14 protein-coding genes are annotated in these 12103 nt (G+C 38.1%); 2 read left to right on the forward strand and 12 right to left on the reverse strand.

Annotated elements, in window-relative coordinates:
* Position 1 precedes the first annotated feature (1 nt).
* From AC106S_RS01820 to AC106S_RS01845, 6 genes are all read right to left on the reverse strand, one after another.
* Positions 2-499 (reverse strand): hypothetical protein, encoded by a 498-nt coding sequence (locus tag AC106S_RS01820; protein WP_482437427.1) that lies wholly within the window; start codon positions 497-499, stop codon positions 2-4.
* Entirely contained in the window at positions 496-1023 is a 528-nt protein-coding gene (locus AC106S_RS01825; protein WP_482437428.1) for a PH domain-containing protein, read from the reverse strand. Before AC106S_RS01825 ends, AC106S_RS01820 begins: the two co-directional genes overlap by 4 nt.
* Before the next feature lie 97 nt (positions 1024-1120).
* The gene (locus tag AC106S_RS01830; protein WP_482437429.1) at positions 1121-2215 is read right to left on the reverse strand and encodes a leucine-rich repeat domain-containing protein; all 1095 of its coding nucleotides are present in this window, start codon (positions 2213-2215) and stop codon (positions 1121-1123) included.
* Between the two features lie 18 nt (positions 2216-2233).
* Entirely contained in the window at positions 2234-2890 is a 657-nt protein-coding gene (locus AC106S_RS01835) for a GNAT family N-acetyltransferase (protein ID WP_482437430.1), read from the reverse strand.
* Positions 2891-2908: 18 nt separating this feature from the next.
* Complete coding sequence (locus AC106S_RS01840) at positions 2909-3739, reverse strand: PH domain-containing protein (protein WP_482437431.1); 831 nt, start codon at positions 3737-3739, stop codon at positions 2909-2911.
* Positions 3740-3750: 11 nt separating this feature from the next.
* On the reverse strand, positions 3751-4626 hold the full coding sequence (locus tag AC106S_RS01845) for a PH domain-containing protein (protein ID WP_482437432.1): 876 nt from the start codon (positions 4624-4626) through the stop codon (positions 3751-3753).
* 306 nt (positions 4627-4932) lie between these two features.
* Here AC106S_RS01845 and AC106S_RS01850 point away from each other — a divergent pair, with 306 nt between their 5' ends.
* Entirely contained in the window at positions 4933-5898 is a 966-nt protein-coding gene (locus tag AC106S_RS01850) for a dimethylarginine dimethylaminohydrolase family protein (RefSeq protein ID WP_482437433.1), read from the forward strand.
* 262 nt (positions 5899-6160) lie between these two features.
* Here the strand turns inward: AC106S_RS01850 and AC106S_RS01855 are convergent, their stop codons facing one another.
* The 4 genes from AC106S_RS01855 to AC106S_RS01870 all read right to left on the reverse strand — a co-directional run bounded on the left by AC106S_RS01855 (position 6161) and on the right by AC106S_RS01870 (position 9801).
* Positions 6161-7495 carry a leucine-rich repeat domain-containing protein gene (locus AC106S_RS01855; protein ID WP_482437434.1) on the reverse strand — a complete coding sequence of 445 codons (1335 nt, stop codon included), beginning with the start codon at positions 7493-7495 and terminating at the stop codon, positions 6161-6163.
* Between the two features lie 9 nt (positions 7496-7504).
* On the reverse strand, positions 7505-8875 hold the full coding sequence (gene hisS, locus AC106S_RS01860; protein ID WP_482437435.1) for a histidine--tRNA ligase: 1371 nt from the start codon (positions 8873-8875) through the stop codon (positions 7505-7507).
* Positions 8876-8998: 123 nt separating this feature from the next.
* Positions 8999-9454 (reverse strand): HRDC domain-containing protein, encoded by a 456-nt coding sequence (locus AC106S_RS01865; RefSeq protein ID WP_482437436.1) that lies wholly within the window; start codon positions 9452-9454, stop codon positions 8999-9001.
* Positions 9455-9468: 14 nt separating this feature from the next.
* Positions 9469-9801: a single-stranded DNA-binding protein gene (locus tag AC106S_RS01870; RefSeq protein ID WP_482437437.1), complete on the reverse strand. Its 333-nt coding sequence runs from the start codon at positions 9799-9801 to the stop codon at positions 9469-9471.
* A 326-nt stretch (positions 9802-10127) separates the two neighbouring features.
* Between AC106S_RS01870 and AC106S_RS01875 the strand changes: the two genes are divergently transcribed.
* On the forward strand, positions 10128-10484 hold the full coding sequence (locus AC106S_RS01875; protein ID WP_482437438.1) for a helix-turn-helix domain-containing protein: 357 nt from the start codon (positions 10128-10130) through the stop codon (positions 10482-10484).
* 180 nt (positions 10485-10664) lie between these two features.
* On the opposite strand, the gene AC106S_RS01880 is transcribed toward AC106S_RS01875, so the two are convergent.
* Positions 10665-10991 (reverse strand): EthD family reductase, encoded by a 327-nt coding sequence (locus tag AC106S_RS01880; RefSeq protein ID WP_482437439.1) that lies wholly within the window; start codon positions 10989-10991, stop codon positions 10665-10667.
* A 3-nt stretch (positions 10992-10994) separates the two neighbouring features.
* Positions 10995-12020 (reverse strand): methyltransferase, encoded by a 1026-nt coding sequence (locus tag AC106S_RS01885; RefSeq protein WP_482437440.1) that lies wholly within the window; start codon positions 12018-12020, stop codon positions 10995-10997.
* Between the last annotated feature and the right edge of the window lie 83 nt (positions 12021-12103).

A 12103-nucleotide genomic window follows, 5' to 3' on the forward strand; every position in this document is an offset into this window, starting at 1 on the left:
TTTATTTCAGATTCCTGGGGAATAACGGAAGTCCGTCCAAAAGAGCCGTTTCCGAATCGTATTTTACTTTACGGCAGTCTGATCTTCCGGGGTCTTCATTTATTTTTTTAATGCATCTGTTACGATGTAAATAGTAAACGGCGTTGTAGTCTGCCTCCGGTTTTCCGGAATCTGTATTATTTTTAATATTTATTTTCGCTTTGATAAGTTTTTGGTTTTTATAGTAGAATTGACTGCTATGGGTTCCATCTGCTCCTGTTTTATGCTCTATTTTAACATATTCAGGATACTGAGGATTAAAGATCACGCTTACCGTTGAAACTATTCTGTCCACTCCTCCACTGCTGATTCCGGAAATAATGCTATCTTTTTTTAATCCTTCACCGGTATCGAGCAACTGAGCCTGGCGGTCGGTTTCTTTTATCCGGTCTTCTTTATTTTTCTGACCGGCACAGGAAACGAAAAAGAATGTCATTAAAAGCCAATAGTACGGTTTCATATCTCGTTAAGCAGCATTTTCTTCTGTTTCATAAAGTCTTCTTCGCTTATCATGCCGCTTTCCTTTAATTTTTCCAATTGTTCGAGCAATTCAAAAAGCATAGGTTCATAGGCAGGCACCTTCGGTCTGGCCATAAAGTCTCTTACTTTCTCACAGAATAATTCTGCTTCGTACTTTCCAACACCATCAATTTCAACAATATCATCTGCAACATGAATATCGATGGAGCCAAGCATAAATGAGGTTTCATACTGTATGGAATTTATTTTATCGTAGGAAAAATCCTGTACTTTTAATCCGTACATAAACTCTTTATCCACAAAAATAAGCCTCCGGTCTGTTGCCGTTAAGATGATATGATGATTTGTTACTTTATTCCGTCCTTCAACAAGGTAAACAATTTTTTCATCTGCTGATAGAATGTCCGGAAGTGCACGGATCTCTTTTCTTGCAAAAAAGGTAGGACTGATATCCAGTTTTTCGAGTTCGTCTTTTATTTCGTCTAATCTTGATCTGTTCCCCATAGTTTTAATTTACAGCTAAATTACTATTTCTCCTCAAAAAATGATTTTGTTGTTATAAAAAATTGCCGCGACAGCCATCTTATTTTTATATTTTTATTTAGAAACCTCTTTTAGCCGGACTATTCAGATGTATTTTAGTATTGGGCAGCTTCTTTTTTAAGTTTTCAGCATCTGCAGAAGAAATTTTGTTTCCCCAAAAAAACAATGCTTTCAGATGAGAAAGTTTCTCAATTCCCGGCGGAAGACTTTCGATCTGGCAATCCGAAAGATCTATTACCTCAAGGTTTGAAGCATTATAGAGTTCAGCAAGTACCGATGGCTCAATCTTACAATTTGAGGCAAAGAAATATTTCAGATTTTTCATCTTTTCCATACCCGCAGGAATATTCTGAATCGTATTATTATTGTAATTGATCTTCACAAGGTTCTCAATACTGTACAATACGGAAGGAAATTCTTTAAAGCTGTTGCGGTCTAAGGTTATTTCTACCAGGTTTTTAAGTTTAGACAGACTTCCGGGAAGGGATTTCAGCTGATTTTCGGATACGTTCAGCCTTTTCAGACTCTGCAAATCTCCTATTTCTTCCGGCAGACTCTGAAGCATATTCTGGCTTACTGAAAGATCTTCCAGTTTCTTTAAATTCCTGATGCTTTTAGGAATGGTCAAAGGCTGGAAAATAAAATTTTTCCCGTCTACAATCACTTTATCTTTTGTTCTGCAGGCAAGATTTAAGGTTTTAAGGTTCTTCATATCTCCCAGACCGGAAGGATATTCTTCCAGAAAAGGACAGAAAAAGCCAAGACTTTCAAGATTTTTAACCTTGAGTAACTGCTGTGGAAACTGTTTAATATAAATTGAGTGGATTGTAATTTCACGCAGCTTATTCAGTCTGGAAAAGGAATTGGGAAACGTGGTTACTCCCGTACCTCCGCTCATGCTGAATAACTCAAGGTTTTCCAGACGGTCTATATCTTTTGGAATTTCATTAAATTCTTTTTCACTGATAATGCTCAGCACTCTAACCTTCTTCCAGCCTAAAATATGTTTGGGGAACTCTTTTAATTCATCTAACGATACCACTTCACTTTCTTTTGTGAGATCCTGCCGTTTGAAGCTGTAAGTTTCTGAATATTGCGCACTGCACATCATAACAGCACTGGCGAAAATTGCGGATATTATTTTTCTGTTCATTATTTAAAGTCTGTAACATTATTTAAAATCATCAGGTCCCGGAATAACAATGGAGGTATACGGGCTGTAAAGCTCCCATCCCAATGATTCATATAAACCTTTTCCCTGAGCTGTTGCCACTAAAAAGCTGTCTGAGATCCCATTCAATAAAGCTATTTTTTCAAGTTCAGACATCAGGAAAGAGGCAAGCCCTTTTCTCCGGTAGGACTCTTCGGTGATAATCCTGTCATAAACCGCTACATCATCCACCGTTACAATATGCCCCGAGCAGGCCAGGCTTCCATTTTCTGCGAAAATTTTCAGTGTGTTAACCGTATTATATTTTTCCGATATTATCCTGTAATTTAGGGGGAGCTTTTTCTCGCCAAACTCCATTCCGCCCATACAGCACATCATATAACCGGGTGGCTGTATTTCCCATTTTCCGGATATTTTCTCTTTTATTTCACCTGCAGAAGCGCATGCTTTAAGATAAATCCAGGGTTCGCTTATTTCTTTTGAAAGTTTAATAAAATCGTCTGTAATTTCCGGAAAAACATATCTTGTTTTCTGTTTTTCTTCTCCTACTTCTACTTTAAAGCCGGATTTATATTTTTCAGGAAGCGGTAATTTTCTTGACAGTGACCATGCTTTGAGCCACTTTTCCAGAATTTCCCGGGATACTGTTCCGTTCATTATTTTATTGGTTACTGTTTATCCAAGCAGCTTTTTCTTCTGTTCTGCAAATTCTTCCTGGGTTAAAATTCCTCTTTCTCTTAATTCGCCCAGTTTTTCAAGCTGCTCATAGAGAGTTTCTGAAGGAATGGTTTTTTCTTCCGGCTTTTCCTGTTGTTCAATCTGCTTCGGCTGGTTATATATCTTTTTAGCGAAGTTATAAAATCTTTCAGCATCTTCCCGGTCCCGGAAACATTCGAATTTAACCTCCCCATTTTCCGTATGCAGTGTTATGAACGGCGTGACACGATTGGGTACGAAGCTTATCTCTCTGATGGTTTCATTAGGATATTCCGCTACTTTTACAGCATCAAACATCGATTTTGATACGGACAGTATTCTTGCTGGAGTCACAAGAAGGATTCCGGCATCCACTGTGTTGATAAACTGGGCATCCGTAGCGGCAAGGATCAGTTCCTCTTCAGCAAGGATCCGCGGCAGGGCTTTAATCTCCCCTCTCGTAAACACAGAAAGATTGGCTCCTATTTTATCAAGCTGATATTTAATCTCTTTAAGCCTTCTTTTATAGACGTCACCGGAAATAAAGCTCTGTGGATCACGGACCGCAGATACTGGAAAATCCTCATGCTGTTCAACAGGCAGATCAGGTTCTGCTTTTTCATCATCTATAAGTTTTTTTATATCATCAATACTGAACTTTCTGAGATCGTCCAGCAGCTCCTGGTTAATACTGCTCATCTTCTCTAAACAGGTATTGCAGAGAACACTTCCATCCGAGAGCTTATTTTCTCCCAGAAGTGTATCCATAGAAGTCAGTTCAGCATTGCATAATGCACAGTTCTTATTCATTTTTTTTGTATTTACAGTTTGGCAAGCAGCTTTTTTTTCTGCTCTACGAATTCTTCTTCGGTTAAAATTCCGTCATCTCTCAATTTCCCAAGTTTTTCAAGCTGACCAAAAATAATTTCAGGAGCTTCTTTTTTTACAGGTTCCTGCCGGAACTGTGGTTTTTGTTCCATTCCTGTTTCAGAATGGCTTCCGGGACGTAAAAGATAAGGTTCTGCACTTTCACAAAACTTTTTTGCGGCACTTCTGCTATACAATGTGAATTCTGCGATAAATCCAGGCGTAAAAACCTTTAATCCGGAAGACATCAGGTTTGTATCATACTGTATGGAGGTGATTTTTGCAAACGGAAATTTATTTTTAAAAACTTCTCCAAAGATACTTTTATCCACAAACATAATCGCTTTCTGCGTTGCCAGTACAACTCCCTTAAGATTGTTATATTCATAGGTTCCTTCGGCAATGGCAATCACTTTTTCATCTTCATCAAGGATATTGGTCAGTTCATTGACTTCACTGTCAGTAAGAACGCTGAGTACCGGATTCAATGGGGCAATCCGGTCTTTTATTTCAACAGATCCGGAGGGTTCTTCCGGGGTGAATTCAAACTGAACCGATTGCGGTACAGATGCTACAAGAGGAATTTCGGTTTTCAGTTCAGCGGCTTTTGGTCCCCTGTATTCTTCCTCTTCAGCATTTCCGTTCTGAAGCATATCCTTTATCTGTATGACATTATAATTGATGAGATTGTATACCAGATCTTTATTGGCATCCGTTGCTTTATTCAGACATTTATTGCAGAGAATACCTCCGTCTGAAAGCTTGTTTTCACCTAAAAGCGTGTCCATCGAGGTAAGTGAAGTTCCGCATAAAACACATTCCGTATTCATTTTTATTATTTGATATTAATCTGTAAAAAAAGCATATTATATTATTTTATGTTCTTCAGTCCGGTTTCAGCATTTTTTCTATCTAAATTCCGCAAAGTCCACAACTGGCAAGATCACCCCATATATTCATAATTTTGTTCTAAAAATAAGTAATTTTTATAATTCCCCGGGCTGTTTTTACGGGCTAAATTTTATTTGTCATTTCCTCAATATAATTCTAAGATTTCATTAAAATTGTTTTGAATACTGACCTTCTCCAAAATTTAAATACTTTTGCTAAAAGTAGTAATCAAAAAGCATCCAGCTATGATCTTTGTTGAAAATGAATTTTCCCCTTTGAAAAAAGTAGTTCTCGCTCAGTCTGAATTTGGTTTTCCCAAAGAACCCAGACCAGAGGACCTGCGTTTCCTGAGTGAAGAAGCAATAAAAGAAAACTTTGAGAATAAAGGAAAAGATTATTCTGAGGCCTTTCCTGAACTTCAGGAACAATGGGAAAATGAAAGGGAAAATTTAAAAAAAACACTGGAAAAACATGGTGTAGAAGTACTCCGTCCCCGCAAGCTGTCTTCCGCTGAAAAGGAAGCTGTGGGAACAGCCGGATATTCCAATTTTTTTGTCAGGGATCCTTTTTTTACGGTGGGAAATTTCGTCGTTGAGTCATCACTCCGTTTTTTACACCGCAGAAATGAAGTTTTTCCGGTACGGGAACTCTTTCTTAAGGAAGTTTACCCTGAGGAATGCGGTTATGTGGCAGTACCTCAGCCTGAAATTGCCGATCCGGGGGATTCAACGTTAGGAAAAGGACCGTTTCTTGAAGGTGGGGATGTTCTTGTCTTAGGGAAACAGGTTTTTGTAGGAAATTCCGGGCTTGCTTCGAATACACTGGGAATTCAGTGGCTGCAGAAACTTCTAAAACCGCAGGGATATACTGTTGAACAGGTCAGGCTCCATCCTGATATCCTGCATCTGGATTGCGCACTCGGTCTTATAAAAGAAGGGCTGATGATTGTATGCGAAGAAGCATTTTTAGATGGACTCCCAGCTGCGCTGAAGGAATGGAAAAGAATCCGCGTAACTTTAGATGAAGCCATGAATCTGGCTACCAACGGGCTTCCCGTGTCCCCGGAGGTTTATATTACAGATCCGGCTTTTAAACATATCGGAGAGCAGATCGAAAAGGAAAATATTAAAGTGGAATATATTGATTTTTCTGTCAGCAGAAGCTTTGGAGGATCTTTCCGCTGCAGCACGCAGCCTCTGCTGAGATATTAAAAAATAAAATTTTGAATGCTTACAGCTTTTCCAGGAGTTCAAAAACAGATGTGCTGTCAGCCGGAGTATCTTTTCCAAATAAAGTATTTATAACCTCACAAATTACAAAGCATATTCCGGATCTGCCTTTTCAAGCTTAAAAGTCTTTTCTTCCGTATTGATTTCGACACCATCCTCAGTTTTCAGAAACGCTATGATCATGAGGAACAGCATCCACAGAATCCATTCCCAGCGTTTAAATATCAGCCAATAACAATTTTAGTTAAATACGGACGTCGGTATAGGGTAATGCTTTTTTCAGCCCCTCAATATCTGTTTGGGAAATTTGATTTCCCCGCAGATAAAGACTCTTCAGGTTTCTGAGTTTTTCAATACCTTTTGGGAGGGTTTCGATCTGGCATTCTGAAAGGTCCAGTGATTCAAGATTTTCCAAATCATAGATCTCTTTAAGATTATCCTGAGATATTTTATTCTTATCCAGTCCTAATCTCTTCAGGTTTTTAAGCTGCCGGATTCCCGAAGGAAGACCTTCGAGCTGACAGCTGCCCATTTCCAGTACTTCCAGGCCAGTGAGAGTGTACAGTTCTTTAACCGATCCGGAAGAAAGCCGGTTAGCCCCTATATTCAGGATCTTTAACTGTTTCATATTTCCTGCCCCGGAAGGAATTTTACTGATTCCACATTCGTATACATTCAGTTCTTCGAGATTGGGAATTGTATACAGCTTTTTGAAATCAGAGGATATTTTATTTCCTGCCATGCCTAATGTTCTCAGAGATTTCAAATTATCTGTTGCATAAGGAATCTTTTCAATCAGACAAAAATTAAAATTGAGATCCTGAAGGTTTTCCAGTCCTGAAACTGCTTTGGGAAATTCAGTAAACCGATTCTGTTGAAGATCCAGCTTTTCCAGGCTCTTCAGTGTTCCAAAACGTTCAGGCAAATCAGTCAGGCTGTTGTATCCCAGATTCAGATCCTTTAACGAAGTCAGGCTACCTATTTCATCAGGAAGTCTTTTCATCCCGTTACTGACAGCAGTGAACTGTTCCAGTTTTTTCAGATTTCCTATGCTTTTTGGTAATATCAGTTCAGGAAGATTGGCAAAATCAGTGTCTACCGATCTGAAATAGGACAGATCCAGTGTTTTAAGATTTTCCAGATTCCCCAGATTTTCCGGCCATTTTTTCAGCTTTTTATCACCATATTTCAGTTCCTGCAGGTTTTTCAACTTTAAGACAGGCTCTGGAAATTCACTTCCTCTAAGGCTGATATTTATTTTTTTTATGTTTTGAAGATCTGCAAAGCTTTCAGGAAAAGTGACATTTCCTCCGGAGCTGATCAATTCAAAATCCTCAAGATTTTTAAAGTTCTTTATGTCCGCAGGAATTTCCCGAAAACTCTCATGAGCTCTTATTTTTAAGATCTTCAGATCCCTGCTGAAAACTTCTTTGGGGAAATCTTTGATATTATTTAAAGATATACTCTTTTTTTGCGCGTTATAAGCATGAGGGTCCGAAGGCCCCGGAGGAAGGGAAATCTGGGCACTGACGGTAACCGCCAATGCCAGCAGGCCCAAACAAAGAACTTTTTTTACCATGAAACTGTATTACAGGTTTAAGAATTCTTCTGCGGAGACTGTTTTCTGTTCTCCCGCTTCAAGGTTTTTAAACGTCACCGTATTATTTTTTATCTCCTCCTCCCCTAAGAAAACAAGGTTTTTAATCCCTTTCTTTTCAGCATAGGTAAACTGTTTATTGATTTTTGCATTTTCAGGGTAAAGTTCCGCAGAAACTCCCTTTCCTCTCAACTGCATGATCAGCTTTAAAGCTTCAGTGGTTTCCTCTCCTCCGAAATTAGCAAACAGATATTCTATTTTGGAAGATGCTTCTTCAGGGAAAAGATTCAGTTCTTCCATAACCAGATAGATTCTGTCCAGTCCGAAAGAAATCCCGATCCCCGGAATATTTTTAACTCCGAAAACTTCAGTAAGGTTATCATATCTTCCGCCACCGCCGATAGATCCCATCACGGCTTCATCTGCTTTAACTTCAAAAATAGCTCCGGTATAATAATCCAGCCCTCTGGCAAGTGTAATATTAAATACCAGATTCTTCATATCGACACCAAGATTCAGAGACTGGGTAAGCACAAACTCCAGTTCCTCCACTCCTTTTAATCCGATTTCGTTTCCGGCAAACTTTTCTTTCAGCTGAAGAAGATTTTCCAGAGCATCATCAGACTGTTCAAATAAGAAATCCAGTTTGTCAATAGACTCCTGGGAAATTTCTCGCTCCAGTAATTCCTTAACAACTCCATCTTTTCCGATTTTATCCAGTTTATCCAAAGCTACTGTAAAATCAATCAGTTTATCTGTAATCCCTGCATATTCAGCCAGCCCGGAAAGGATCTTACGGTTGTTCATGTGAATCGTTACCGAAACTCCCAAATCTGCAAATGATTTTAAGTACAGCTGAACCAATTCTACTTCCTGAAGTAGGCTTTCACTTCCTACAACATCTGCATCACACTGATAAAACTCTCTGAATCGTCCTTTCTGAGGTCTGTCTGCTCTCCACACCGGCTGGATCTGGGAACGTTTGAATGGAAATGTCAGTTTCCCATGATTCATTGCTACAAATCTTGCAAAAGGTACGGTAAGATCATAGCGAAGGGCTTTGTCTGTTAAATTTTCAGAGCTGAAAGGCTTTTCCAATGCTCTTTGGAAGTCCTGAAGCATTTGAGTCTTTTTATCTTCTTTAGCCTCGTTAATGCTCGAATTTAAAATCTTAAAGATCAGACGGTCTCCTTCTTCACCATATTTTCCTGTCAATGTAGAAAGATTTTCAAAACTTGGAGTTTCCAACGGCTGAAATCCGAATAACTCGAAGTTATTCTGTAAAATATTGATGATATATTTTCTTCTGGAAACTTCCTGTGACGTAAAATCTCTCGTTCCTTTTGCTAAACCTGGTTTCATTTCTTGTATGTCATTTTGATATACGCAAAAGTACGGAATTGAAAGGACTTTTCCGAAAGATAAAAAAGCCGGAGAAGGAATCTTCCCCAGCTTTCACAGTTAAGCATCATTCATTTTGAAAAATCAGACACTTTCAAGAATTTCCAGGATTTCTTCACCATAATTTTCAATCTTGTGTTTTCCGAAGCCTTTAATATCAAGCAGTTCTTCTTTTTTCGCAGGTTTATACTTTGCCACCGACATCAGTTCTTTATTACTCGCAATAAAGTAAGTAGGCAGGTTCTGTTCTCTTGCTTTTTCTGATCTCCAGAGTTTCAGAGCATTCAGAATCTGTTCTTCATCAGAACTTAAAACCTCATTATCAGCAGAGTATTTCACCATTTTTGGCTCTCTTACCATATTCTTCGGTGGTTTTACCTCTTCAAAATACAGTATCACAGACCAATAACATTCATCATTTACAAAAGCGGTCTCCACTTTTATAATCTCATTGATTTCCAGAAAGTCGTCAAGCATTTTCTGATCTCTGTATAAAAACTCTTCCGGAAGTCTGATTTTAAAAACCTTTACTTTCATCATCTGTGCTTTTAGAATTATTTGCCTCCCAGCAGCAGAATTTCATCTACTCTGATTTCTGTTATATACCGCTTAACACCGTCTTTGTCATCATATGACCGATACATCAGTTTTCCTTCAATGGCTATTTCTTTTCCTTTATGGACGTACTTTTCCATAATTTCTGCAACTTTCCCGAAAGCAATCAGATTGTGCCATTGTGTTTCTTCTACCTTTTCGCCCTTAGCATTGGTGTAATGATCGCTTGTAGCTAAAGATACGCTTGCTTTTACACTTCCGTTGTCGAAGTTTACCATTTCTACTTCTTTTCCTGTGTAACCAATTAATGTTACTTTGTTTCTTAGTGACATAGCTTTAAAATTTTTAAGATTAATAATTCAGATCAGAGACGTTCACTGTTTTCTCAAATCTCTGTTGCAAAGATTGCCACTTCCCCAAAGTCTAGTCGGTTATAAACTATTTAAATTCGTTTGTAGTCGTTTGTAAACGGATAAGTGAAATTAAAATTGTTTTGCGATACTTTATTTTAACAGAAAAAAAATATTGTCACAAATTGAAAATAAAAAAAACAACATGAGTTTACCCGGAAATAATAAATTTTATTTTACAGATGAAAATTTTGAAAACCTCTGCATTTTATAAGTTATTTTTTTTCAAATTTGTAAAAACGTATAATATGCAAAAAGAAAAGCTACGTACAGTAAGAAAAACGAAGGGTTTCACCCAGCAGCAAATGGCTGATGTGATCCCGACTGACGTTTCCAATTATAGCAGAAAAGAAAGTGGCACCGCATCTATTACACAGGCAGAATGGAACAAACTTGCCAGGTTTTTAGAGGTTCCTGTGGAAGAAATATATGAGGAAGAGGAAGCTAAAATTATTATTGAAAACCCTGTCTTTAATGATAACACACAGGCTAATGTTGGAAATAGCAATGCTACAATTAACAATGAATTAAGCATAGAAATCATTAAAAATCTACAGGAATACATCAGTCTGCTAAAAGAGGAAATTAATAGGCTGAAAAAGTAATCAGTAAGGAATGCTTTTGATAAATTTATAGCTGATACTAAAATATATAATCGGGATAGAACATTTATCCCGATTTTTCTTTTTAGCTGACACACAAATAAAATTTAAAGGGATTCAGGCTAAAGGATGGCAAGTCTCCTGAATGAACTATAAATTTTAGGTATTATATATAAAGCCTCTTTATTGATAGTGGTTCCAGACCACTACCCTGCTGATTTGAATGACCGCTTCCACATTGGTATAATTTTTTGCATCTTTTTCAAGAATTTCCTTGTTCGGAAGAAATTTCGAATAAAAATCTTCTGTTTTTTCAAAAAACAGATGCCCGATAACCTGATATGGAAAATGATGAGTTCCTGACTGCTGATTATATGCTTCTTCTATCGCAAGCCCCTTTAAAGCCTCTCCGAATACCGATTTGGACAATGGCATATGAGTGGTCATGTAATATTCCATGTCAAACCAGTCATTATCTTTAACAGGATAAAAAATAGTCACTTTATACATGCATTAAAGCTTTTCAGATTCAACAATACCGGATATTTCCGTATCGGTTTCTATCAGTCGGATAAAATTCAGTCCTGATCTTTCAAGCAGTGATCTGAATTCTCCCAGCGTCCGTTCTTTTCCTGTGGTCATAGCCATAATATTAATATCAAGCAGCTTTCCGGCATGAGGGGTATTTCTGGAATCATCCGGAATTACAGAATCTATGATTAATAATTTGCCTCCCGCAGGCATTACCTGATGTATGTTTTTTAAGATCTGTACCGCTTCATCATCATTCCAGTCATGAATTACCCATTTCGTCATGTAAAGGTCTGCACCGGCAGGTATTTCTTCAAAAAAGCTTCCTCCAATTACCGCGCATCTTTCTTTTAAATTTTCAGGGATAAACTGCGCTGTTTGCTCTATCACATAAGGTTCATCTAAAATAATTCCGGTACTTTCAGGAGAGGCATTCAATACGGAAAACATAAGGGCTCCGTTTCCTCCCCCTACATCAACTATCGTTTTATAAGGAGTAAAATCATAGGTCTCTGTTATCGTTTCAACCACAGCTCCGGACATTCCCGCCATTGCTTTCGCCAGATTGGCTCCTTCTTCCGGATGCTGTTTGTAATATTCCCAGACAGGCATTCCATGAGCTAGTTCAAAGGGAACTTTTCCGGTCTGTATTCCATATGCCAATTCTCCGAAAGCAGGATAATGCTCTCCCAGATTTGCCAAAGCCCAGGGTTTAACAGATCCGGGAACATCAGTGAGTAAAGTAGCTCCGAAATCATTCAGTTCAAAAGCACCATCTTCTCTTTCATAAAATATTCCTGCGCCGGTAATGACCCGGAGCAAGCGGTACAGGGACCTTTCATCAGATTCTGTTTCCTTGGCCAGTTCTTTAAGGGTTTGAGGGCCATTAAGCAGATGGTCGGCAATATCCAATTGGGCTACTGTCCTGATACAACAGGCCAGCCAATAACCACTGATCAGTTCATACATTTTAAAAGTAAGCCCAGGTTTTTGATTTGATTCTTTCATATTAATTTATTGTTATTAAAAATTCAACAATACGTGAAATTAAATATTTTTTTTACATAATTTTATACTTTTAAAGAAAATTA

This window comes from Chryseobacterium sp. FR054 (genome assembly GCF_056844565.1).